Here is a 24575-nt window from a genome sequence, read left to right on the forward strand (position 1 = left end):
GTCTTCACTGTCACGAGGCAGTCCGTGAAGGCTGCGCTGCGCCGGGATGCCTTGAGCATCCACTGATCTCCAAGAGTGTATGCGCATACATTGCCGTTCCGCAAGACCCCCACAGCCCAATCACGCAGTGTTACGAGCCCTCCGAGCTCTCCCGCAAAAGCACCTTTACCGGCAGCCGAATGCTGGCCGGTTCGGCTTCTGGATCGTCCAGCCTGCGCTGCATGAGCTGTATGGCGGCACGGCCCACAAGCTCCATGGGCTGGTGCACAGTGGTAAGCCGCGGCGACGAAAGATTGGCGGCCTCGATGCCATCAAAGCCCGTTACGACAACCTCTTGGGGCACGCGGATGCCGGCCTCGTTCAGGGCGTCAAGGACGCCTAGCCCCATCTGGTCATTGGCGCAGATGACGGCCTTGGGCATGGCATCGGAAGCGAGAAGATACGCTCCGGCAAGGCGGCCGGAGGCCCTCGTGAATTCACCTCGGCGCAACCGCACCCTTCCAGGATCCATGCCGCGCTCCAGCAGCGCAGACTCGAAGCCAGCCCAGCGGTCGTTGTCGTCAGGCGAATCGAGCGGTCCCGCTACATAGGCGATGTCACGGATGCCCAGGTCGTCGATCACGTGCGCGGTGAGGGCGTGCATTCCCTCGTGGTTGCTCACCGTCACGCTGTCGAAGGCTCCACTGTGCGCCGCGCTTGCGAGCACCACGATGGGGATGCGCCGGGCCAACTGCTCCAGCGCTGCGTCAGGAACACTTTGGGCAAGCACCAGCAGGCCATCGACGCGACCAGCCATGTCTCGTGCGGCATCGGCAGCGAGCCCACCCCGGCCGACGGCGACTGTGAGCGCGAACCCGCGGCGCCATGCTTCAAGTTCCGCGCCACGCAACACTTCATCGAAGTACAGGTTGAACTGGTGCGATTCTGGGGCGGCGCCAACATCGTCAACAAACGAGTAGCTTGGCGACGCGTCGGCCAAAAGGTCGCTGAGCTCCCCCATGTCGTCCATGGCGTCAAAGCCAGGAAAGTAGAGCCCGAGGGCGCCGGTGCGACGTGCTGCGAGACCTCTGGCCGAGCCACTGGGGACGTAACCGAGGTCCCGGACCGAGTCCATGACTCGTTCGCGAGTCGATGCACGAACGTCTTCCGGACGCCTCAGCACCCTCGAAACCGTTGCTATCGAAACTCCGGCGTCAGCGGCGACGTCGTAGACCGTTGGGGCCTTAGTCACTGGTACTCCCCTCGCTTGATCATGGGCGCCCTTCGGACCCGTGTGCCACGGAGAGGGAAAGCGCCAGCTTCAATACTAGAGGAGTGAGTCCTACGGGCAGGCAGGTGTCACCACCAAACTGGGTTCTTCACCGGGCGCAAAACAGCCCGTGCTGGCCAGCACGGGCTGTTTTGCTGTGTACGGTCCGGCGCGAGGTGCACCGTAGCGTACGCAGTGCTGGAGCGGGATGAACGAAATGTGTAATGGTCATTTCGGCTCCTCCTTTCAAGGGTGTGCCGTCAACGGCACGGCTGCGATGGCAGGGGAACCTACCGGATGTTGAACAGGTCAACACGCACGATCTCGCGATACTGGCGGTCTCGAAGCTGATCGAACTTTTGCTGATCCACGGGCGTGAAGAAGATCCTCTTAATCGTCGACTTTATGGGTTTGGGGTTCATGGCGGCACCTCCTTTCAAGGCTCGGAGTGAATTGTTGGACATATTGTGGCGCGACAAATAAAGCCCTTCCAGATATTTCAGAAAGAATTAGAAAACGGCATTATGAGAGCACAAAAGAGCGCGAGTGGTTTTGTGCGTGTTATCAGGCCGGCGAAAAATGCTCTTGTGCAGCAGCCGGCCACAACTCGTCAATCTCAAAAAGGAGTCGCGAGTTGTGGAGCTGTATCAGCTTTGGGTGCGGCGAATGACCAGAGAAAGTCGGTCTGAAAGTGGCTGCATGAGCGCAGCCCGGGCCGGGCAGCCTTGCGGCGGCGGCCCTACGCGGTCATGGTTTTAGATATGACGGCGATTGACAGGCGTGCCGGGCAGGGCATGACGGGAGCCGATAACTCCGGACTTGATAAGTGTAAACATCATTGCCTCCCTTCGATTGCACGCGAACATCCCGGACAGAATCGTCGGGGACTAATACATAAGCTACAGCACAAAGCGCGCATAAATCCAGTCCCCCGAGAAATATTCTTGAATATTAATTAATAGTCATCGGCGCGGCATGATTCCCGTTCGGTTGCTGCACATTCCCGGCAGCTCCATGACGGTTGCAGTACCAACCCATGGCCCATTGCTCGGGCAATGCGGAAGGGTCCCGGTCCCGAGCGGTGACCCAAGTTGAGTATCCCTGCTGGTTCCAGTGATCAGAGCTGGGTGAGTGGCATGACTCGACGGTGTGAAACCTTGTCCGCCGCCGTCGCGCTAGCTCTGGTCCAGCGTCAGCGACTCCTCCTGTGATTGGACGGTGGGATGAATCCGGATTATTACTTCTCTTCAAGGAGCGCCGACATTGACAGGACATAAGGTTCACCAGTGGCTCATCGAAGAAAGTGTCTGGGCGAAGGGAAGATCCCGCGCATCGCAAGATGTGGCGATGGGCGGATTCCGAAACTTTGGCACGTACCGGACGTGTTCGGGTTCGAACCGCTCGAGCGCCCCTCAATGTGGATGCAAAGATCGGCACAGCCCGTCGAGTCCCAGGCAATCCACTGACAGTAGGCGGCGGCCACAGTGTCTACCGGCCGCCTTGGATCTTGCGGGATCGCTGCTCCTGGGCCTTGGGGCCGTAAGGATAGACACCCACGCGGGGCTGACTAATGTCGGTAAGGTGCAAGGACTCCTCCGCGGAAAGTTCCAGAGCCGTCGCGGCAAGATTGTCTGCCAGCTGTTCAGTAGTTCGTGCACCGAGGATCACAGACGTTACAGCGGGGCGGTCTGCCAGCCAGGCCAGCGCCACCTGCGAGGCGTTCACGCCATGGTCTGCGGCGATCCCTTCCACGGCTCCGATCACGTCCCACGTACGGGGATCGTCATTGCGTTCCTGCCACGCCTCCATGCCACGCTGCGGATTCTCACCCAAGCGCGTGGCGCCGGCGGGCGGCGCGTTCCTCTTGTACTTGCCGGAGAGCCAGCCGCCGCCCAACGGGGACCACGGCAACAGGCCGATCCCGGCATCCAGGGAGGCCGGGACAATCTCCAACTCGATCTCCCGGACCAACAGGCTGTACTGGGGCTGCAGAGTAACCGGCGCGCTCCAGCCATGGGCCTTGGCCAGGTGGACAGCCTTCGTCAGCTGCCAACCCAGGAAATTGGAAAAACCGTAGTATGCGATTTTTCCTTGGCTGACTGAATCGTGCAGGAAGCGCAGCGTCTCCTCAAGGGGTGTGATGGGGTCCCAGGCATGCATTTGGTACAGGTCGATCTGTTCCACCCCCAAGCGACGCAGGGAATCATCCAAGGCGCGCGTCAGATGGCGGCGGGAGGTGCCGACGTCGTTCGGGGCACTTCCCATGGGAAAACGGCCCTTGGAAGCAACAACCATCTGCTCTCGCACTCCCGGCCGTTGAGCCAGCCAGCGGCCAATGATTTCCTCGGACAATCCGGCACTGTACACGTCGGCGGTGTCGATGAAGTTGCCGCCGGATGCCACATAGTAGTCAAGGATGGCGTGGGAGGTTTCCTCAGTGGCCTCCGCCCCAAACGTCATGGTGCCCAGCGCATAGTTGGAAACCACTGCGCCGCTGTTGCCCAATGTGCGGTATTGCATGATGCTCCTGTAATTGTCGATCGGGATGGTGGGTGGTGCTACTGGTGGTCACGCCAGCTGTGCTCCGGGGCAAATCCCAGCAGTCGCTGTGCCTTGTCGATGGAAAGCAGGGTCTGGTGTTCACTGAGTTCCATGCGCACCTCCACCGTCGGGAACACCTCGGCGGCAAGGGCGGCACTTGAACGGAGCATGACGGTGTCGGCGTTGGCAATGATGAAGGCCTGAAATCCTGGCTGGCCATTGTCAAGCGCCCGCGCCACAGCCTGCGCGCCGTCCCGGCCATCGATGTACCCCCACAGGTTCCATTTGCGCGCCCTGGCATCTGCGTCAAAGGCCGGGAAGGCAGCATAGTCCTGGACATCCATGACGTTGGAGAAGCGAAGCGCAACAATGCTCAACTCCGGATCCCAGCGTGTCAGCTCCATGGCCATCTGCTCCTCCAGGTGTTTCACCAGTGAGTAGGTGCTTTCCGGTCGGGCCGGGTATCCCTCATCGACCGGCAGGTAGGGAGGGTCGACGTCGAACGGCAGTCCCAGCACCGTCTCACTGGAGGCGTACACCACCTTCTTGATCCCCGCCCTCCTGGCCGCCTGGAACACGTTGTAGGTGGAGAGCATGTTGTTCTCGAAGGTGGCAGCGTCCGGGAGGATGCCGGGTGCTGGGATGGCACCCAGGTGCACCACGGCGTCGAAGCCGCTGTGCCTGTCATCCAGTCCCAAAAGGACGTCCAGAACCTGGCCGTAGTTGCGCAGGTCCACGACGACCAGCTGCGGGCTCCGCTCCCCGGCGAGGTCCAGATTCATCACCTGGTGCCCGTCCTGAGTCAGCCTGCGCACCACGTGGCGACCCAGCTTTCCGCTTCCGCCTGTTACTGCAATTCTCATCGGGACTCCTTAAACTAGATCATTGCATCTCTGCTCTGCCGGCCACCCTAGGGTCTCCGCAAGCTACGCTATCCACTTCCAGATGCCGTGTCAGCAACTGTGCCACACCCTGTTCTTCCTAGGACTGATAAGCCCACCCCTAGGCCGGGATTGGGTACGGCGGTGTACTCCCAAATTCAGAGGTGTCGGCTTGCGACCGCACCAGGCACACTCGTGGTGCCTCGTGAGGGAGCTTCAGCCGGTGTGTGAAAGGATTGGCACCGACACATTCAACATTCGCTATCACAATTGGAGCAGGACCGATGGTTACGCAGGTCGACGTCGTGGTTGTTGGTGGAGGAGTCATGGGCTCAGCCGCCGCTCGGGCTGTTGCCCAATCCGGCAAGTCAGTTGCCCTGCTCGAGCAGTTTGCCGCGGGACACCAACTCGGCGCCTCCCATGGCACAACCCGCAACTTCAACACTGCCTACCGGGAGCCTGAATACTTGGCCTTGGTCACCGAAGCTCGCGCCTTATGGGACGGGCTTTCCCATGAGACGGGCACTCAGTTGCTGGACCTGGTGGGTCTGGTCAACCACGGCAATGTGGAACCACTGCTGGGGATCAAGCAGTCCCACGAGTCCCTCGGCATCGACAGCGAATTCCTCTCTGCCGAACAGGCCTCGGAGCGATGGGCTGGAATGACGTTCCGCAGTGACGTGCTCTTTGTCCCGGAATCCGGGCGTGTCCGCGCCGCCGAGGCACTTGCCGCCTTGCGCACTTCCGCCGAAACCGGTGGTGCACAGTTCCACTACGAGTCCCCCGTCCGGGACATTATTGTCCACGGCGACCATAGCGTGAGAGTCATTACCGACACCACTGAGTTCCTCGCCGAACGGGTCATCGTCACCGCCGGAGCCTGGACCCACAAGGTTCTTTCGCAACTGATGGAGCTTCCCCCACTGGTTGTCACCCAAGAACAACCAGCACATTTTCAACCACTGGACGCCTCCGTGGACTGGCCCAGCTTCAACCACAGTCCCGATCCGCGATCAACTGCGGATGACTACTGGTACAGCCCCACATATGGCATGTTCACGCCGGGTGAAGGGGTGAAGATCGGCTGGCACGGAGTGGGTCCGGTGGTGGACCCGGACTCCCGCGATTTCCTCCCCGAAGCTGTCCAGTTGGCGGCCCTGCAACGCTACGCCAACGAATGGTTCCCCGGGCTCGACGCCACCGCTTGCGAGCCGATCAGCTGCACCTACACCTCAACGGAATCAGAGAACTTCATACTGGACAGATTTGGTCCCGTGGTTGTTGGTGCCGGGTTCTCCGGCCACGGCTACAAGTTCGCCCCGGCCATTGGGCGCGTCCTGGCCGACCTTGCCGACGGAAAACCGGCCCCGGCACTCTTCCGGGCTTAGCTTCACCGGATCAAGCGGCTAGCCGCCGAAAATGCGCCACCGCACCGAATGCGTGGCGCCTGGTTCCAACACCACCACGTCGGTTCCTGAGTTGAAGGCGTCCGGCGGGCAAGTCATTGGTTCTACCGCCAGTCCCAGTCGGTGGGCTGAGCCGTCGGCCTTGTCTGCGGTGTGGATTTGCAGCCACGGACAGCCTTCATCCCAGCTCATGCCCACGTGCGTACCGGCCGGGTCGCTCAGGAGCAGTTGGGGTGCAGTCCCCAGACCTGTAAATGCGTGGTCAATCTGTGTTGCCCCAATGACCCGGGAAGTCCTGTAGTCGAATGCATGGCCTTCTACAGCGTGCAGGTCCAAAGGCAACAACCTGTCAGGGGTGACAGCCAAATAGGATGTTGCCGGGAATGACAGCATCCAATCATCCATCGGAAAGTCACCGGCGATGAGATATGGGTGCGGGCACACCCCATACGGTGCTGTGGCCGCTCCAGTGTTTGTAGCTGTCACTGAGCAGTGGAGCCCGTCAGAGGCAAGGCGATAGTTGACTACCAGCTCAAGTGACGTGGGGTAACCCTTGGACGCCTCCACGGTGCATCTCATGGTGAGGGCATCCACCCCGTGGGCATCCACCTCCCACAGCACATCAAAAACGAGCCCATGAAGCGCGGTGCCGCGATCCGCCTCATTCAGGGGCAGGTGTTGGATCACCCCGTTCCAGTTGTAGGCGCCGTCGGCGATACGGTTGGGCCAGGGCGCGGCGATGATTCCCCTGTAGTCCGGGATGGGAGCTCCCAGATCGAATGGCACCACCAGGTCGCGCCCGTTGTGTTGGAGTTCGCGCAGGGCTGCCCCGTGCGCTGTGATCCGTGCCGAGTAGTCGCCGGACTTGATCAGGTAGTCGATCTCGTTCACAGCCCACCGGCCAGTTTGTAGTAGGCCTGGTTCCACCGGATTTCCTTCTTGAACGCAGAGATGGTGGTGCCTTCGTCAATGGTGAGCAGTTCAGTCTGAGCCATTTCGGCAAAGTCCTCGAAGGTTTCCACCCCAACCTGGGTGGAAAGGACTGTGTGGTGTGCGGCGCCAGCCGTCAGCCAGGCAGCTGCGGACGTGGCAAAGTCGGGTTTCGGGCTCCACAACGCACGGGCAACAGGCAGGTTGGGCAATGGCTGCTCCAGCGGCACAACCTCCACGGCGTTGGCAACGAGCCTGAACCTGTCACGCATGTCGGAGAGCGCTACAACGACGCCGGCCCCCGGGTCGGTGTCGAAAACCAGACGTACGGGGTCTTCCTTGCCGCCAATGCCCAACGGGTGGATTTCCAGGCGTGGCTTTGACGTAGTCAATGACGGGCAGACCTCCAGCATGTGTGCCCCCAAAATCTTTTCAGCACCCGGGACCAGGTGGTAGGTGTAGTCCTCCATCAAGGAGGCCCCGCCGGGCAGGCCCGCGCCCATGACCTTTGCTGCACGGACCAGCAGGGCCGTCTTCCAGTCGCCCTCGGCGCCGAAACCATAGCCGTCGGCCATGAGCCGTTGCACTGCCAGGCCCGGGAGTTGCCGCAACTCCCCCAAGTCTTCAAAGGAGGTGGTGAAGGCGGCCGAGCCGTTGGTCTCCAGGAAACGGCGCAAGCCGAGCTCGATCTTGGCCCCGTACCTCAGGGATTCGTGGCGTGCCCCGCCGCGCCCGAGTTCTGTGGCGACGTCGTAGAGTTCCTCATATTCGGCGACCAGCACATCCACGTCGCTTTCGGAGGTGGCGTGCACTGCGTCCGCGAGTTCGTTCACGCTCCACGTATTAACGGAAACGCCCAAACGCAATTCGGCTTCGGTTTTATCGCCCTCGGTGACGGCCACGTTGCGCATATTGTCGCCAAATCGGGTCAGCTTCAGCCCACGAATGGCTGCCCATCCGGCAGCAGCCCGCTGCCAGATGCCCACTTGGCGCAGCACCTCCGGGTTGGAGACATGCCCCACCACGGTCTTGCGCGGAATGCCTAGCCGGGATTGGATATAGCCAAATTCCCTGTCACCGTGGGCGGCCTGGTTCAGGTTCATGAAGTCAAAGTCGATGTCTTCCCACGGAAGCTCAACATTCGCTTGCGTATGCAGGTGGAGGAGCGGCTTGCGCAAAGCGTCCAGGCCCTGAATCCACATTTTGGCCGGCGAGAAGGTGTGCATCCATGCGCTCACGCCAATCACATGATCGGCCAGGTTTGCCTCCAGGGCCGTGCGACGGATGGCGTCCGAGTCTGTGAGGACCGGCTTCCACACGACCCGCACGGGAATGTTGGAGGCTGCGTTGAGGGCGTCGGCAATGTCGTGGGACTGGGCAGCGACCTGTTTGAGCACGTCTTCGCCGTAGAGGTGTTGGCTGCCTGTCAGGAACCACACCTCATAGTGGTCAAGGGATACGGACGCCGCAGAGTTCTTCGTCATGAGCAAGTCTTCCTTAAAAGTTGAGTGGCCTATTGGCCGTAAACATTTTGGTAACGCGCATACAAGGCATCGATGAGGGCCGGATCAATGGCCGCAGGTTCGCCGAGTTGCCGGGATACGTGCACCGTCTTGGCGACTTCCTCGCACATGACCGCCGCTTTCACGGCAGCGCGGGCATCTTTTCCGATGGTGAAGGGGCCGTGGTTCTTCATCAACACCGCCGGTGACGTTGAGCTCTGCAGGGTGGCAACAATGCCCTGGCCGATCGAGTCGTCACCGATCAGCGCAAACGGGCCCACGGGGATTTCCCCGCCAAATTCGTCGCCCATCATGGTCAAAACGCACGGTATTGGTTCGCCCCGCGCCGCCCAGGCAGTTGCATACGTGGAGTGAGTATGGACCACTCCCCCCACCTCTGGCATATGCCGGTAGACGTAGGCGTGTGCTGCCGTGTCCGACGACGGCGCCAACGCCGGGTTGCCCCACTCACCGCTCGCGGGGGTCCCGAACAAGTCGGTGACAACCATGAGCTCCGGTCGCAGGTCGTCGTAGGACACTCCTGAAGGTTTGATGACCATGAGCTCATGCCCGGGAACCCTGCCCGAGACGTTGCCAGCTGTCCACACCACCAGACCGTTGCGGGTCAGCTCGGCATGCAACGCACAAACCTCGGAGCGAATCCGCTCGATGGCACCAAGGAGCGCGCTCACGCCAACGCCCCCATTGTTGTCTTGACAGCTTTGGGGCCTTCTGCCGGTCGGGCACTAAGCGCCCTCTTTTGGATGGCCTTGAGCCGGTGCATGACCTCGTTGGCGCCTCGGCCAAAGTAGTCGTGAAGCGATGTGTACTCCTCAAACAGGGCGTTGTAGGCTGCCACGTTTTCGGGAATGGGTTCATAGACATCGGCCGGTTCTGCGCCCATGGCATCCGAGGCGCCCTGCACATCGGAATAGGCTCCTGCGGCTACGGCTGCATGAATGGCCGATCCCAAGGCCGGTGCCTGGGCTGACGATATGGTGCGCAGCGGCAAGCCGATGACATCGGCGTAGATCTGCATCAGGAGCTTGTTCTTGGGCAGGCCACCGGCGACAACAAACTCCGTCACCGGGACACCAGCACCGTTGAACGCCTCAATGATAGTGCGCGTGCCGAACGCCGTTGCTTCCAACAATGCCCGGTAGGTGTCCTCGGGTTTGCTTGCGAGGGTCTGGCCCACCACAACGCCGGAAAGCTCATGATCCACCAAAACCGAACGGTTCCCGCTGTGCCAATCCAGTGCGATCAAGCCGTGCTGGCCAATTGCCTGGCTGGCGGCCAGCTCAGTCAGGTACTCGTGCACCCCGAGGCCCCGCGCCACAGCGTCGTCGTGGTATTTGGGCGGCACACCGTTGTTGACGAACCAGCCAAAGATGTCACCTACCCCTGACTGCCCGGCCTCGTAACCCCACAGTCCGTCGATGATGCCGCCGTCGACCACTCCACACATCCCAGGAACTTCTCGCAGGCCGTTCCCATTCATCACATGACAGGTGGAGGTGCCCATGATGGCCAGCATTTGACCAGGCGCCGCGGCGCGGGCTGCCGGCGCCGTGACATGCGCATCAACATTGCCCACGGCAACCACTATCCCCTGGGGAAGCCCGGTCCAGGACGCGGCTTCTGCGCTCAGCGTCCCGGCGGCCTCCCCCAACCGCCCGATCGAATGATCCACCTTCGTGGCAATAAAGTCCGCGAAGTCCGGGTTGAGCGCGGCCAGGAAATCGGCCGACGGGTAGCTGCCGTCCTGGAGCAGGCCCTTGTACCCGGCTGTGCAGGCGTTCCTGACATAGTTGCCTGTCAGCTGCCACACTATCCAGTCGGCTGCCTCCACCCAATGATCCATGGCGTCGTATATCTCGGGATCCTCCTCCAGCAGCTGCAGGCCCTTGGCGAATTCCCACTCAGCGGAAATCAACCCGCCGTAGCGGGGCAACCACGCTTCGCCGCGGGCCCGGGCAAGGTCATTGATTCTGTCCGCCTGTGGTTGGGCAGCATGGTGGCGCCAGAGTTTCACATAGGCGTGGGGCCTGTCAGCGAACCCGGCAAGTTCGTTCATGGGGGTGCCGTCGGCCAGGGTGGGGATCATGGTGCATGCGGTGAAGTCCGTGCCGATTCCAATGACATGTGCAGGGTCAATGCCGGCATCACGGATTGCCGCCGGCACTGCATGCGCCAACACCAGTCGGTAGTCATGAGGCACCTGAAGCGCCCAATCCATGCCCAAACTTACGTGGCGGGCGGCACCTGGGGGCAGGTTTTCGGTCATGACTGCGTGCGGGTAGTCAAAAACGCCAGATCCCAGTTCGGCGCCGTCACTCACTCGAACCACAACGGCACGCCCTGACAGCGTTCCGTAGTCAACACCGACCACGTATTGGGGCGCACTGGGCGGTTCCATGCGGTCCGGCGGTGACTGCTGGAATGGGGAATGGCTCATGGATACCTCCATCCGGCAAAGCATCATTGCCGGGGCTGCGGACGGGAAGGACGTGGACCCCACCAGAACCAATGAAGGCCAAGGTGGATTGATATACCAATTGTGAGCGCTAACAATTGACGTTGTCAAGGGCTGCCCACCACCCCTGCAAAGTCCCTAGTTGAGTGAGGGGCTGGCAGTGGTCCCGCGAACCACCAGCTCCGGAACCACCTCAACGTCCGCACCGCCCCTGGCGCCGCCGTCGAGCTCTGCCAGCAGGATGTGAACGCACCGCTTGCCCAGCTCTTGAAAATTTTGCCGAACTGTTGTCAGCGGCGGCAGGAAGAACTCCGATTCCGGCCAGTCGTCAAACCCGACCACTGACACGTCGCCGGGGACGTTGATCCCCGCTTCACCAAAGGCACGCAGGAGGCCCAGTGCCATTTGGTCGTTGCCGGCAAAAATGGCGCTAACGTGCGCATCACGCATTATTTCCTGGCCCGCCCGGAACCCTGAACCCGCACTCCAGTCGCCTTCAAAGAGCGGCCCTTCCGGCAAACCCGCCTGGGCCAGGGCAGTGCGCCAACCTTCAATCCGCGCCTGGGTGTCAACCCACCCGGCAGGGCCTGCCACGTGTCCAATGTGCTGATGCCCTAATGAAATGAGGTACTCAACGGCTTGGCGCGCCCCAGCAGTTTGGTCGATGGCCACGCCACTTAGGCGGTTTTCTCCGGTGGCCCCGATGGCAACCACCGGAAGGCCAAGATTGAGGCTAACTAGTGTTTCAAAGATGCCCGAGTGCGGGACCTGGACAATAATTCCATCAACACCTTGATCCATAAACCGCAGCATTGCTTCTTCAATGGTTTCAGGGGTGACGTCGTCGAGTCCGGCGATGCTGACGAAGTACCCTGCCTCGCGCGCCGCCTGCTGGAGCGCCAGCAGCGTGTTCGAGGGCCCATATTGAGACATCTCGCTGGCAAGAACTCCGATGGTGTTCGAGCGCCGCGTCACGAGGCTGCGGGCGGCAGTGTTGCGGCGGTAACCCAATTCGACAATCGCGCCCTGCACTTTTTCAAGCGTCCGGGCACTGACATTGGGGTTTCCGTTGAGCACCCGCGAGACAGTCTGGTGCGACACGCCGGCGAGTTTCGCCACGTCCTCCATCACTGGAGCCCGGCCCTGACCTTCAGATATTGGCGTCACGGGAACCCTTTCACTGTAAAAAATTACCTCTTCTTGAGCAATACTACGTTGTTAGCGCTAACATTGGGGTGGACTCACCCTATTCGCAGTGCACCCAAAGGACATCATGAAGAACTGGGCAGGAAATCTAGAATACCGGTCAACCAGTCTGCAGATCCCCAGTTCCACAGAGGAACTTCAGGAAATGGTTTCCAGCGCCACAGCCATCAAGGCCCTTGGCTCACGCCATTGCTTCAACAGCATTGCCGACACCGACGGCATCCACGTGGCTCTCGAAAACTTGGGCGGCGCGCCAGAGATCGACACAGACCGGCGCACAGTTCGCGTCGCCGGCAGCCTCAGCTACGGGGCACTCGGCGCGCATCTGGAAAAGCACGGTTTTGCCCTGCCCAACCTTGCCTCGCTGCCGCATATCTCGGTGGCAGGCGCCATCCAAACGGGTACCCACGGTTCCGGTGTCAGCAACGGTTCACTCGCCACGGCTGTGACCGCGATCGAGCTGGTCCGTGCCTCGGGCACCCTGGTTCGGTTGACTGCGGACGACGGCGATGACTTCCGTGCCGCCGTCGTCGGCCTGGGCGCCTTGGGGATCATCACGCACGTCGAACTGGCCATCGAACCATCCTTCAAGATCCGCCAGCAGGTTTTTCTGGAGCTGCCGTGGTCCCGCGTTTTGGACGACTTCGACGCGGTTGCCGCCGACGGGTACAGCGTCAGTCTGTTCACCGGCTATTCCGGCCCGGCCATAGCCCAAGTCTGGCGAAAGGTCCGGGACGAGCAGTCCCCGTTGGAAACCCCGGAGGAATTCCACGGCGCCCACCCGGCTACAGTCCTGCTGCACCCGCTGCCGGGGATGTCGGCGGAGAACTGCACCCCGCAGCTGAACATTCCCGGTGCCTGGCTTGACCGGCTGCCGCACTTCCAATTGCAGTTCACCCCCAGCAATGGTGAAGAGTTGCAAAGCGAATACCTGCTCCCCCGCGAACACGCAGGCGCCGCCCTAGCCGAGCTCCGTGACCTGTCAGCACTTATTGGCCCGCTGCTGTTCATCTCGGAGATCAGGACAGTTGCAGCCGATGACTTTTGGCTCAGCCCCAGCTATCACCAAGACAGCGTAGCCCTGCACCTGACCTGGAAACCACTCCAGGAGCAGGTGGAATCGGTTCTTCCCGTCATTGAGACACGGCTGTCCGCCTATGGCGCCAGACCGCATTGGGGCAAGCTGTTTGCTGCCAACGCAGCGGACCTCGCTGGCCTGTACCCGCGCTTCAGTGACTTCCGGGCCATGGCAGAGCATCATGATCCCGCCGGAAAATTTCGCAACGACTACCTGAACAAGGTGCTTTTCAGCCGCTAGTGGTGTGGCTCAGTTTTGTTGCAGGGGCGTAGCTTCGTCGATGTTCGCCACAGCCCCGCCCACATCACTTGAAACTGCAGCTGATGCGGGTGCGCGGCTCTGTCACCCGCATCAGCTGCAGTTTCAATTCCGGGAAAGCATCGGCACCCGCATCAGCTGCAGTTTGGAACCCAAAGAACCCATGACGTTGCCGTGAACTCGGAGTTTTCGCCCTGCCGAAGCACACTGAGAGCCAAAATCGCCGGTTCTCCGCCGCATTGAGCCCCGCCCACATCACTTGAAACTGCAGCTGATGCGGGTGCGCGGCTCTGTCACCCGCATCAGCTGCAGTTTCAAACGCAGATTTCGCATGAGTAGCTGGGGCGCATACCAACACCAAATGGCTCGGTCCGTGGGGAATCTCCCCCCACAGACCGAGCCATTTTGGGTACGGCTTTTAGTTTTTGGCGACTTCGAGTTCCACGACTGCCCAGGACAGGGCCGGCAGTGTCAGTTTCAGTTCGTCTCCGGCTGCCTTGACGCCGTCGAGTGTGGTCATGCCCACCTGATCCTGCTGGGTTAGGGTGTTTTTCGTGAAGCGGTCCTTGCCCTCTGGGGTCTGGAGGACCTCGGCCCGGATGACCCGACCGGCGTCGAATCCGCGCAAGGCTACCTCCACATCGGCGGCTTCCTCCAGCCCGCGGTTGGCAAAGAATAGGGCCATGCGCCCGCTTTCCTCATCCCAGGTGGCGCTGACGTCCACCAGGTCTGCGTCACCAAACTTCGACGTCTGGACCTTGTCCGAATCAACGTGGGTGCGCAGGATCTGGCCCTTGGCCAACTCGGCCATCCGGGCAAACGGGTAGAAGATGCTCTGGCGCCAGGCCGGACCATTCTCCTCGGCCAGGATCGGGGCAATGACATTGACCAGCTGGGCTTGATTGGCAATCTTGACCCTGTCACCGTGGCGCAGCAGCGAGTTCAACAACGTACCCACCACCACAGCATCGGTGACGTTGTACTTATCCTCGATCACCCGCGGGTGCTCACGCCAGCCTGACGCGTTCACCCGGTGCGGCTGATCCTCGGTATCCAGGCCCGTTTGGTACCAAACATTCCATTCGTCAAAGGAAAGGTTGATGTTCTTCTTGTGCTTGCCCTTGGCCTTGACGGCATCCGCCGTGGCAACCACGGACTCTATGAAGTAGTCCATGTCAACGGCGCTGGCCAGGAAACTGGCGGCATCGCCGTCGTGCTCCTGGTAGTAGGCATGCAAGGATACGTAGTCCACTTCGTCATAGGCATGGGTGAGAACTGTCTGCTCCCACGCCCCAAACGTTGGCATCGACGAGCTGGAGCTGCCGCAGGCAACCAGCTCGATGTTCGGATCCACCAGACGCATCGCCTTGCCGGCTTCCTGCGCCAGACGACCATACTCTGTGGCGGTCTTGTGGCCGATCTGCCAGGGACCATCCATCTCATTGCCCAGGCACCACAGCTTGATGTCAAAGGGATCCTTGTGGCCGTTCTTGGCCCGCAGGTCTGAGAAGTAGGTGCCCCCGGGATGGTTGGCGTACTCCACGATCTCCCGGGCAGCATCCACACCCCGGGTGCCGAGGTTGATGGCTTCCATGATCTCGGTGCCGGCCTTCGCAGACCAGTCAACGAACTCGTGGAGGCCAAACGCGTTGGTTTCCAGCGTGTGCCAGGCACCATCCAGGCGGCGCGGCCGGCCGGACACCGGACCAATACCGTCTTCCCAGTTGTACCCGGAGACAAAGTTGCCGCCGGGGTACCTGATGACGGTGGCCCCCAGCTCCTTCGTCAACGCCAAGACATCCTTGCGGAAACCCTGCTCGTCAGCTTCCCGGTGGCCGGGCTCGTAGATGCCGGTATAGACACACCGGCCCATATGCTCCACGAACGAGCCAAAAAGACGCCGTGGCACCTCTGAGATCGTGAAGTCGCGGTCAATACTAATCCGTGCACGAGACATAGTGCTGATTCTCCTGTTGTTGAGGTTTTTTGGCGGTGTTGTGGTGGAAAATTTAGGTTCCGGCAAGGCCGGTGGTGGAGATGCCCTTGATGATCTGGCGTTGGAAGAAGAGGAACACCACAATCAAGGGAAGGGCTGCCAATAGGGCGGAGGCCATATTTTGGGCGTATTGGATGCCGTAGGCGCTCTTGATGGTTTGCAGACCAACGGGCAAGGTCAGCATGGAGCTGTCATTGGTAACAATGAAGGGCCACAGGAAGTTGTTCCAGGCGCCAATGAAAACGAAGATGGCGACGGCGGCCAAAATGGGGCGTGAGAGTGGAAGTACCACCTGCCAAAAGATGCGAATTCTTCCTGCCCCGTCCACCAGCGCGGCATCCTCTAGTTCGCGGGGTATTTGGTCGAAGAACTTCTTCAGGACAAACACCATGGCTGGTGCGATCACCTGTGGCAAGATGATGCCCCAGTACGTGTCGATCATGTGGAACGAGACCATTTGGTAGAACAACGGAATGATCAGCACCGGCGGTGGCACGATCAGTGATGCCACGATGACTGTCATCATCACCTTTCTGCCCTTGAAGTCAATGCGGGACAGTGCATAGGCCGCCAATGTCGAGATGATCAAGGTGATGATGGTGACGGCAGTGGAGGTGAAAAGCGAGTTCCACGTCCATTGGGGAATGTTGCCTTGCTGGAGCACCTTCGCGAAGGCGTCAAAGGTGAACCCCGATTTCGGCACGATCGTGATGGGCGTGGCTGCGGCTTCAGTCTCACTTTTGAAGGCTGTGATGGTGGCCCACGCGAACGGGACCAGCCAGGTGAACGACAGGACAGCAACGATGACGGTGGCTGCCACACGACTGGCCGAGATACGTTTTCTGCGCCGATATGTTGGGACGTTGGGGGCCGCCTTGGCAGTGCTTGAATGCGGCGTGAAAGTCGACAATGCCATGGCTTATGCACTCCTCTTGCGGGTGAGAATGAACTGGGAGATCGAGACGACAATGATGATGGCGAAGAAGATGTAGGAAACGGCAGCCGAGTATCCCAGCCGGTACCCGGTGAAGCCAGTCTCGAAGATGTACTGGACAATGCTCCGGGTGGATCCGGCGGGGCCCCCGGCGGTCATTTGGTAGACCTGGTCGAAGACCTTCAGTGAGGCCAGTACTTGCAAGATGACGATCATGAGCGTTGTCGGGTTGATCTGGGGCAAGGTGATGGAGAAGAACTGCCGCCAACCGCCGGCGCCATCCAACTGCGCCGCCTCGTAATGTGACTGTGGAATGTTTTGCATGGCGGCTAAATAGAGCAGAAAGTTGAAGCCAACTGTCCACCACAGCGTTGCGATCACGATTGACCACATCGCCACATCAGGATTGTTCAGCCAGTCAATGGGAGCGATTCCCACCTTGCCCAGCAGTTCGTTGATCAAGCCGAGCTGGGGGTTGTACATCCACACGAAGAACAGTGATACCACTGTGGAAGCCAAGAGATAGGGCGCAAAGAACGACAGGCGCCACAGCCATTGGGCAGGCAATCCCATGTTGACAAGTGCTGCCATGGCCAGGGCCACGAGAACCAGCGGCACCGTGCTGATGACGGTGAAGTAGAGAGTGTTTCCCATCGAATGCCACATGTCGGTGTCGCCAAGGGCCTCAACATAGTTGGCTAATCCTACGAACGAGCTATTGGCCCCTGTGAGCGATTTTCCGGTGAAGCTCATGTAGACGCCGTGGACCAAGGGCCAGATCAGGAACACGGCAAAAAATGCCAGGAACGGTGCCATGAACCCCCACCCGTGCCTGCGGTCCCGCCGCAGCCTGCCGGCATGGGTGTTTTCCAGTACTTGGATTGGCGCTTGAGGTGATTCTGTCGAAACGGTGGACGTACTCATTGCTTTGGCTCCCTTGCCGCAAAATGACTCTCCCAAAGATGACCTACAGGGCGTGCTTGACCGCGGTTAGGGGCCTACACGGGATTCGGCTTGGACAGCAATGTGTCCAACCGTTCCACAAACGCATCCCAACCGTCTTTGGCCTTGGTCCGGCCCAGGAAGACGTTTTGTACGTTTTCTGCAAAGAATGACTGAAAGTCTGAACCCGAACCTGTGAACCAGGCGCGCGGGTCGTAGTTGATGATCTCGGCGGCACCGGCGTAGTGCGCCTGTGGCAGGAGGTTTTTGAATTCTGCTGATTGCACCACCGGCTGAAATCCAGGGATGTGCCCGGCTTTTGCCCAGTTCAAGGAGCCCTTGAGGATGTCGGCCACAAAGGCATACACGTCATTGCGCTTTTGTTCATCAAGGTTCAGCTGATGAGGCAACACAAACGCGTGCGAATCAGCATAGGCTGCGGGGGTGCCAAACAAGGTGGGAATCGGCATGGCGTCAAACGGCACCTTTGCCGTTTGCATGGTGGGCAACTCCCAGACACCACTCATGAGCATGCCTGAATCCTGGGCAGCAAATTCCGCGATGGCAGTTCCGCCATCCCCGCTGGCGGTTGCGATCTTGTCGTCAAGGAGTGAGTGGATGTACTCCAGTACACCGATGGCCACATCACGATCCACAACGGCCTTTTGCCCTTGCACCAGTTCCATGGAGGCGCCGTGCTGCTTGTAGAAGGTGTAAAACAAGCGCCACATTTGCGCACCATCACTCAGGTATCCATACGAAAGGCCATGTTTGCCCGTGACCTTGGCCATTTCCAGGGCCATTTCCTTGAACCGGTCCGGGCTGGTGACGATCTCAAGCTGTCCATCGGCAGCAAGTGCGCCGGCCTTCTGCGCCACTTCCGTGTTGTACATCAGGATGAAGGGGTGCGAGTCCAATGCGATGGAGTAGAGCTTGCCGCCCTGGAGGCTGTTTTCCCAGATCCGCGGCGAGAAGTCGTCCTTGGTGACCCCATTCTTGGCCAGGAGGTCCACGTCCCAAGGGTCAAGGAGGCCTCCAGGAGCATATCCCGTGACACGTGAAGCGTGCATGATGGCGACCTCCGGGGGCCTGCCTCCCGCCGACGCCATGGCGAGCTTCGTATAGTACGGTGCGCCCCACGCCAAAACTGTGGGGTTGACGTGGAATGACTGCTGCGAGGCGTTGGCCGTGTCAATCATGGCCTGCATTTTGATGCCGTCACCACCGGAGAGCAAGTGCCAGAAGCGCAATTGTGACTCGCTCGCGGCCTGTGCGGAACCTCCACATCCAGACAACAAGGTTGCGCCGAGGGCACCCGAGAGCGCTATCCCACCACCGAGCAATAGCTGCCGCCTCGACACACTGTTAAGTTGATTCATCGGTCACTCCTTTGGACGCGATTACACTGCCTGTTCAGGCCGCACACCCTCCCCGGAAGTTGTATAAGAGGAGAGGCAGCGGCCGCTAAAACGTGATCTATTCCACAGATTACATCGTTGTAATGGCATGCGCAAGAGAAATTGTTAGCGCACACAAAATCTATTTCAAGTCTTTCCCTCAGCCTGAGGCAAGGCGTTGAACAGCATCAAGAAACGCTGGAGCTGCCTCGGACTACGAGCCGGTAAGGCAAGGCAACCTCCACAGGAGCCCGGTCCCGGTCAGCCATGCGCTCGGTCAAGAGCCGTACAGCTTCTTCCGCGAGGGCACGCTTGTCAAAGGAGATGGTGGTCAACGCCGGGACGGCATACTGCCCATGGTCAATGTCATCGAAACCTGCCACGAGAATGTCCTCGGGCACGCGATGTCCCGCAGCAGCCAAGACACTCAGCGCGCCAATGGCTATGGAGTCGGTGAAGCAAAAGAGCGCGTCAGGAAGAACGTTGAATGACAGGAACTTGCTCAGCGCCTCCGCACTCCCCCGCGGCGTCCATTCATCACAGGGAATCTCCAGGTGGGGATCCCGGTCGATGCCAAGCTCAGTCAGCGCCTGATGATAGCCGCGGGTACGGACTTCGGCGGTGTCAGTGCGTCGAGTCTCGGTGGCACCCAGAATAGCTATCCGACGTCGTCCGCCATGTGCCAGCGCGAGCGTCATGTCCCGGGCAGCAGCCACGTTGTCGACACCCACGTGATCCACGCGCCGCTGGTCCACTTCACCCAGCATGACCATGGGCGGCAAGTTTCCACCAACACCAATTGCACTGGCATCCAAGGCTACGGGGTTTAGGATGAGCCCATCGATGAGGTTGGAACGCGCCTTGGACACGAGGTCGAACTCGCGTTGCGGGTCCGGCCCGGTCTCTTCAAGCTGCACGCTCCACCCTTGCTCGTGCGCCACTTCCACAATATGGTGCGCCAGCTCGGCAGAGTAGGGGGTACCCAGATCCGGGAGAGCCAAGGCGATGACGCCGGTACGCCCGTTGCGCAGACCACGAGCAGAGAGATTGGGGACATAGTCGAGCTCTGCTAGCGCAGCTTCCACCCGAGCTTTGGTCCGCTCCGCCACCGGCACGATTCCGTTGATGACGTTCGAGACTGTCTTTGGCGACACCCCAGCCCGCAGGGCAACATCCTTGACAGTTGCCCGCATGGCACCGCCCTTTCCCAGACTCGTCATTCGCGTTATGGAGAACCGCTGCCACATCGGAGTGGAAACTTTAGACTACCTGCCAGCACCAGGGGAATCTGTCACTTTTGCGGCAATTGGGCCGCCGTTTTGCAGGGAGCGCCCCGGCGGTGGATCCGGGTTCATGAACACGCTTTGGGTTAGTCCACAGGGAAATGTGTGGACACGCTCAACAGGCCACGGGTTCAGCGTTTCTTGCCTCCAACACCTGGCACGGATGTGACTTGTTGCATCCACGCCGCGATCTGGTGTTCGTCGATTTCTATCAAGGATTCCAGTTCCACGCCGCGGGTCGACTTACCCATCCCCACCGGTGTCACCGGCGGGACTGGCTCAAGCGCCGCGCCATTGACAAACATGACCTTGACATGACCGGCAAAGCCGCCGCAGCAAAAGCACCACCCGTCGCCGACGCCGTAGTACGACATGCCCCACTTCACGGAGCGCTGGAGGTCCGGCAGCGTTTTGGCCGCCAGCGCATCGACCGCTTCAGCGATGCCGCGCTGCGGCTGTGGCAGGCTGGTGATGTAGGAGAAGACTGGCTTGTCGCCGACCGCCGCTTTCGCGGGGCTTGCCCTGCCGGTCATGGCTTCCGGCAACGTGAAGGCTGCGCCTTCTTCTGCCGCAGCGCGCGTGGCCGGCTCTTGCACTTCTTCCTTACCGTTCTCCACGCTGGTCATGGTCCGCGTTATTCCTTGTGCATCGCAAGAAGGCGCTGGCAATTCGCCCGCAGATTCCGAACCGGAGTCCTTGGATTCGACGGCGAGCCGTCTCCATTCCTAGGCCCATGGCCGGCACGCCACCAGCAAAATTGGCACCCTCCATGGCCATGCATGGCACTAGAGCCCCGTGTCGTCGGTATGGCTCGTCCGCCTGACTGTGCTCCCACCGTCTTCGTGACCGATCACTGTGCGGCGACTGGACACCGACCTCCGTCGGCGGAACGTGAATATCAGACCCAACACGAAGACGACAATGCCCGCACCCATGAGGATGTTCCCGACGAGCAGCAAATCGATCCATGCCACTTGAACCGTGAGCGCAAATCTAAGAATTGCACCAATAACAAACAGCAATACCCCTGCACCTATACTCATGACTCTTTCCTTTCCTCGGCAACCGACTCACTGTGAACGCAATGACTGGGACTGGTTATGGGCTGCCCGTCCCGTGGCTGTGCCGGCCGCGCCCACCCGCACTTGGTTCGTCGTCGGAAGTGGAGTCTGGCGTCCCTGCATTTGCTGACACATCAACGTCCGGATCAATGACCGCTGCTTCATGGAGTTGCTCCTTGGAACGGGAGACGCTTTCGGCGGCGGCCGAGTGCTGCCGCTCCGCCTCAATCCTTAACCGTTCGGCATCCACCGCAGCTTGTTCGGCGTCAGCCGCCGTCCTCGCCGCCGCTGCCTGATTCTCCCGGGCTGTCAGGCCAGATTCGTTTGCATCCTCACGCAATCTGCTCGCCTGTTCGCGGGCCTTATCCTTCAGTTCCTCAGCCTGGTGCATTCGCCGCTGCCGGTTGAGTCTCAACAGAAAAACTACAACCAACAAAACCACGATGATGGCTATGACAATCCAAATCCACGCCGTTGTGTCCATGGCGAATCATCTCCGTCCTATATTGCCGCGGTAGCGTCGTCACCTGCCCTGGACCGTGCAGAGCAAATCACTTGCGCCCTTATGGCCTCATCATGCACCTTCATACCGGTTTTGCCCACCCCCCGACGCAAAAACCACCATTTAGGGCCGGATGACCATTTCAGGTGTTTCATTCGATTACCCCTGCCAGGACGAACAGTGACCAGCAGCCCCTTTGCGTGATGTACTGCTAGTAGGCCGATGCTTCTTCCCATGGAACGGTCGAATCGCAAGCCACATGCCACCTGCAAACGACGCAGAAGATTGGTTCTGATCAGCGGGCGCGTGTAACCATTCAGTTCCTCCGCGATCTTGAAAGGAAAACACCAATGACTGACTTATCAGCCGTCGCCATCGTCTGTAGTCTCACCCCGTCTCCGGAACCTTCAAGCAGTGAACTCTTGGCACGCCATGTTTTGGACGAACTGGAAAAGCACGGCGCCACCACAGCTTCGCTGCGCGTCGTCGACCACGAGGTAAAGCCTGGGGTGAAGGTCGATATGGGGGACGGCGATGAATGGCCCGCCATCCGGGCAAGAATCCTCGCCGCTGACATCGTTGTTCTTGCCACCCCCATCTGGATGGGGCATCCCTGCAGTGTCGCACAGCGGGTTCTGGAAAGGCTCGACGCAGACTTGTCCGAGACTGATGATCAGGGCCGACCCATCATGTTCGGCAAGGTGGCCGCCGTCGCCGTTGTAGGAAATGAGGACGGCGCCCACAAAGTCATTGCCGACATGATGCAGGGGATGAACGACGTCGGTTTCACCTTTCCCGCTCAGGGGTCGACGTACTGGGTGGGTGAAGCCATGCATACTGTGGACTACAAGGACCTCGACACTATTCCCGAGGTAGTGGCCGCTGCCACAGCGGTACTGTCCCGCAATGCCGCTCACCTGGCACGCGTCCTTCGAAACGAAAACTACCCACCCGCGTAGACGGATACTGTCTGGATGTCCGCGCCGTCCCCCTTCAGAGGGGCCTTGATGTCCACCGATTTGTCTTTCGCGGTGCCCTTGACCTGTTCTTGTTCACTGGGAGCAGTTACCTGGTTGCTGCCGAATAATAGGGGTTCTGCCACCACCTATGAATTACGCAGTGACTGGATTAGCTCATTCTTGCGTTGCCTTGAATAACCTTTGAGTCCAATTTCCTTGGCCTTGTCCTTTAGTTGCGACACTGTCCAGTCCTCATAGTCTTTGGACTTGCCACCTCTACGGCCAATGGTGGAACGGCCTTCTTTGGCCGCTGCGTTGGAAATCCTGGCTGCCTTTTGGGCAGACGCACCATCGTCCCGGAGCGCCTCGTACATCTCTGGATCCTTCAAGCTGGGGTTTTGGTTCTTGGGCATGTTCTCTTCCTTCCCTGATGAACGGCGGTATCTGAGCAGGCGATTCCATCAGATGCCACGATGATCTGTTCGATAGCCACATTTTCCTGAGCCAAGTTTTTGTTCAGCAGTTCAACGACCCCTGCAAGGACGCCGGCTGGGGAAGTGGAGGTTGCGCCGGCATCTGAAACTGCTTGGGCTGTGGTGAATTGTCTATACCTCGCCGGGGGTTTGCTCCAGGCGAAGCGTGGCCTTTCGTCCCCAGCGTTGGGTCAGCACGTGGATGATGGCACCTGACGCGGCGGTGACCAGGGCAAAAACTAGGACACCTGGCAGGGAATTTCGCGGGTCCCCGGCATCCTTGGGCGGTTCACTTCCTGTACTCTTCCTCCACCCCGCGGCCAGTGCCTTGCGCGCCACGGCGCCGGCAGCCACGCTTGCGAGGACACTCAAAAGCTTAATCAGGATGTTCATTGCATATTCTCCAGATTCTCAAGGAAGTTGTAGCGCTTCTCCACCTACTGTTCCCAACTCCGCGGGGTTTCGCAAGTCACAGCATGTAGTTACAGTGTGAGAGACGGGCCCACCACCTACTTTAAGGAGAGCACCATGAACAGCAACGATTCCGCCAACACGGAACGCCGCCAGGAACCGGTCGAAACCGGCTACGGTTCTCCAACCCCTGAAGATGAAATGCCCCAAGGGGCGGCCACCAATCCGGGCTCACCGGATCCAACGCTGCGCGGTCAAGAAAGCGACGAGCAAGCGCTGGGTGACGACAAGAGCTTGGGCGCTCCGGATCGGAACTTCTTTGAAAACGAAGATGCCGGCAGCGACGGCGAACCCGGAGCCGGGAGGCTCGGTGGCACTGATGATCAACTCCGCGAGGAGCTTGCACGTGTAGGTGCGGATGACTCGGACGAACCCAGGGACGATGCGGCTGGCCAGGACCTCCCATCCGCGGACGCACCCTTGACCGAGGACAACGCAGGCCCCACCAGGGCGGAACGTGAATCGTTCTCCTCTGAATCTGATGAGGACGCCGCAGGCGATGCATAATTCAACCGCGGGCCGGTTCTGACAGCACACCCCAGCCCACACTACTCAGGAGCGCGCATGCAAAAACACGAGGACGCAGACAAGCAGGAGAACCCCAAAAGTCCGCCAACCAAGGGAAACAAAGCGAAGGACGTTGACGAACTTCCCGATGGATCCGGCACAGACGCGCAAAGTTCGGACACGGACCACGGCCAGGAAAGCGGAGACAAGAGTTTCGATGCCGGCTGAGTTCCAAAGCCGGTAAAACCGTGGAACTGCAAGCTGCCCGCAGCGGCCGGCACATCGATCAGCAGGCCCTTGGCCGGTCCCGGCGGGACCGGCCAAGGGCCTGCTGATTATGGCCATGAGCGGTCAAAGCCGCGCTTTCCGCGGCCGTGAAGGCTTGGCCGTCTACGGCTTGGGCGCGAACCTGTCCCACACCCGGTGATGCGCCAGTAACTGCCCAATCCCTTCCACCACTTCACCCGGGAAGCCATGCACTATTCCAGGGGCGCCGGCGGCCACGCCCGCAGCCTCCAGTACA

The 24575-nt window shown here is 60.2% G+C and carries 24 protein-coding genes; 5 read left to right on the forward strand and 19 right to left on the reverse strand.

Annotated elements, in window-relative coordinates:
* Positions 1-130: 130 nt before the first annotated feature.
* The 4 genes from CVS28_RS13920 to CVS28_RS13930 all read right to left on the reverse strand — a co-directional run bounded on the left by CVS28_RS13920 (position 131) and on the right by CVS28_RS13930 (position 4653).
* Positions 131-1231: a LacI family DNA-binding transcriptional regulator gene (locus CVS28_RS13920; RefSeq protein ID WP_103466639.1), complete on the reverse strand. Its 1101-nt coding sequence runs from the start codon at positions 1229-1231 to the stop codon at positions 131-133.
* A 308-nt stretch (positions 1232-1539) separates the two neighbouring features.
* Positions 1540-1671: a hypothetical protein gene (locus tag CVS28_RS20315; protein ID WP_279325074.1), complete on the reverse strand. Its 132-nt coding sequence runs from the start codon at positions 1669-1671 to the stop codon at positions 1540-1542.
* Positions 1672-2737: 1066 nt separating this feature from the next.
* Positions 2738-3769: an aldo/keto reductase gene (locus CVS28_RS13925; RefSeq protein ID WP_103481910.1), complete on the reverse strand. Its 1032-nt coding sequence runs from the start codon at positions 3767-3769 to the stop codon at positions 2738-2740.
* 38 nt (positions 3770-3807) lie between these two features.
* Positions 3808-4653: an NAD-dependent epimerase/dehydratase family protein gene (locus CVS28_RS13930; RefSeq protein WP_103481911.1), complete on the reverse strand. Its 846-nt coding sequence runs from the start codon at positions 4651-4653 to the stop codon at positions 3808-3810.
* Between the two features lie 302 nt (positions 4654-4955).
* Here CVS28_RS13930 and CVS28_RS13935 point away from each other — a divergent pair, with 302 nt between their 5' ends.
* Positions 4956-6059 (forward strand): FAD-dependent oxidoreductase, encoded by a 1104-nt coding sequence (locus tag CVS28_RS13935; protein WP_103481912.1) that lies wholly within the window; start codon positions 4956-4958, stop codon positions 6057-6059.
* 18 nt (positions 6060-6077) lie between these two features.
* Here the strand turns inward: CVS28_RS13935 and CVS28_RS13940 are convergent, their stop codons facing one another.
* From CVS28_RS13940 to CVS28_RS13960, 5 genes are all read right to left on the reverse strand, one after another.
* Complete coding sequence (locus tag CVS28_RS13940; protein ID WP_103481913.1) at positions 6078-6968, reverse strand: aldose 1-epimerase family protein; 891 nt, start codon at positions 6966-6968, stop codon at positions 6078-6080.
* A complete protein-coding gene (gene araA, locus CVS28_RS13945) occupies positions 6965-8491 on the reverse strand; it encodes an L-arabinose isomerase (protein ID WP_103466644.1) in 1527 nt (508 codons plus the stop codon). Before araA ends, CVS28_RS13940 begins: the two co-directional genes overlap by 4 nt.
* A gap of 29 nt (positions 8492-8520) precedes the next feature.
* On the reverse strand, positions 8521-9201 hold the full coding sequence (locus CVS28_RS13950) for an L-ribulose-5-phosphate 4-epimerase (protein WP_103481914.1): 681 nt from the start codon (positions 9199-9201) through the stop codon (positions 8521-8523).
* Positions 9198-10928, reverse strand: coding sequence for a ribulokinase (gene araB / locus CVS28_RS13955; protein ID WP_103481930.1), 1731 nt, complete (start codon positions 10926-10928; stop codon positions 9198-9200). Before araB ends, CVS28_RS13950 begins: the two co-directional genes overlap by 4 nt.
* 195 nt (positions 10929-11123) lie before the next feature.
* Complete coding sequence (locus CVS28_RS13960) at positions 11124-12113, reverse strand: LacI family DNA-binding transcriptional regulator (RefSeq protein WP_103481915.1); 990 nt, start codon at positions 12111-12113, stop codon at positions 11124-11126.
* 145 nt (positions 12114-12258) lie between these two features.
* Here CVS28_RS13960 and CVS28_RS13965 point away from each other — a divergent pair, with 145 nt between their 5' ends.
* Positions 12259-13509, forward strand: coding sequence for a D-arabinono-1,4-lactone oxidase (locus CVS28_RS13965; RefSeq protein ID WP_103481916.1), 1251 nt, complete (start codon positions 12259-12261; stop codon positions 13507-13509).
* 436 nt (positions 13510-13945) lie between these two features.
* Here the strand turns inward: CVS28_RS13965 and arfA are convergent, their stop codons facing one another.
* The 8 genes from arfA to CVS28_RS14005 all read right to left on the reverse strand — a co-directional run bounded on the left by arfA (position 13946) and on the right by CVS28_RS14005 (position 21624).
* The gene (arfA, locus tag CVS28_RS13970; protein ID WP_103481917.1) at positions 13946-15484 is read right to left on the reverse strand and encodes an arabinosylfuranosidase ArfA; all 1539 of its coding nucleotides are present in this window, start codon (positions 15482-15484) and stop codon (positions 13946-13948) included.
* Between the two features lie 52 nt (positions 15485-15536).
* Complete coding sequence (locus CVS28_RS13975) at positions 15537-16439, reverse strand: carbohydrate ABC transporter permease (RefSeq protein ID WP_103466649.1); 903 nt, start codon at positions 16437-16439, stop codon at positions 15537-15539.
* Between the two features lie 3 nt (positions 16440-16442).
* The gene (locus CVS28_RS13980) at positions 16443-17381 is read right to left on the reverse strand and encodes a carbohydrate ABC transporter permease (RefSeq protein ID WP_103481918.1); all 939 of its coding nucleotides are present in this window, start codon (positions 17379-17381) and stop codon (positions 16443-16445) included.
* A 74-nt stretch (positions 17382-17455) separates the two neighbouring features.
* Entirely contained in the window at positions 17456-18778 is a 1323-nt protein-coding gene (locus tag CVS28_RS13985; RefSeq protein ID WP_103466651.1) for an extracellular solute-binding protein, read from the reverse strand.
* Between the two features lie 206 nt (positions 18779-18984).
* Positions 18985-19989, reverse strand: a complete 1005-nt coding sequence (locus tag CVS28_RS13990) for a LacI family DNA-binding transcriptional regulator (protein WP_103481919.1) — start codon at positions 19987-19989, stop codon at positions 18985-18987.
* Between the two features lie 221 nt (positions 19990-20210).
* Positions 20211-20705 carry a DUF1801 domain-containing protein gene (locus tag CVS28_RS13995; RefSeq protein WP_103481920.1) on the reverse strand — a complete coding sequence of 165 codons (495 nt, stop codon included), beginning with the start codon at positions 20703-20705 and terminating at the stop codon, positions 20211-20213.
* Between the two features lie 159 nt (positions 20706-20864).
* Positions 20865-21122, reverse strand: coding sequence for a DUF6458 family protein (locus CVS28_RS14000; protein ID WP_207797215.1), 258 nt, complete (start codon positions 21120-21122; stop codon positions 20865-20867).
* Positions 21123-21177: 55 nt separating this feature from the next.
* On the reverse strand, positions 21178-21624 hold the full coding sequence (locus CVS28_RS14005) for a hypothetical protein (RefSeq protein WP_103466654.1): 447 nt from the start codon (positions 21622-21624) through the stop codon (positions 21178-21180).
* Between the two features lie 368 nt (positions 21625-21992).
* Between CVS28_RS14005 and CVS28_RS14010 the strand changes: the two genes are divergently transcribed.
* A complete protein-coding gene (locus CVS28_RS14010) occupies positions 21993-22601 on the forward strand; it encodes a flavodoxin family protein (RefSeq protein ID WP_103481921.1) in 609 nt (202 codons plus the stop codon).
* Positions 22602-22747: 146 nt separating this feature from the next.
* On the opposite strand, the gene CVS28_RS14015 is transcribed toward CVS28_RS14010, so the two are convergent.
* Positions 22748-23014, reverse strand: coding sequence for a DUF7218 family protein (locus CVS28_RS14015; protein WP_103466656.1), 267 nt, complete (start codon positions 23012-23014; stop codon positions 22748-22750).
* 192 nt (positions 23015-23206) lie between these two features.
* Entirely contained in the window at positions 23207-23467 is a 261-nt protein-coding gene (locus CVS28_RS14020) for a DUF4235 domain-containing protein (RefSeq protein WP_103466657.1), read from the reverse strand.
* Between the two features lie 135 nt (positions 23468-23602).
* Here CVS28_RS14020 and CVS28_RS14025 point away from each other — a divergent pair, with 135 nt between their 5' ends.
* Both CVS28_RS14025 and CVS28_RS19775 read left to right on the forward strand, forming a co-directional pair.
* Positions 23603-24052 carry a hypothetical protein gene (locus CVS28_RS14025; protein WP_103481922.1) on the forward strand — a complete coding sequence of 150 codons (450 nt, stop codon included), beginning with the start codon at positions 23603-23605 and terminating at the stop codon, positions 24050-24052.
* Positions 24053-24109: 57 nt separating this feature from the next.
* Complete coding sequence (locus CVS28_RS19775; RefSeq protein WP_165788164.1) at positions 24110-24280, forward strand: hypothetical protein; 171 nt, start codon at positions 24110-24112, stop codon at positions 24278-24280.
* Positions 24281-24575 lie beyond the last annotated feature (295 nt).

The sequence above is a fragment of the Arthrobacter glacialis genome, from assembly GCF_002909415.1.
Taxonomy (GTDB): domain Bacteria; phylum Actinomycetota; class Actinomycetes; order Actinomycetales; family Micrococcaceae; genus Specibacter; species Specibacter glacialis.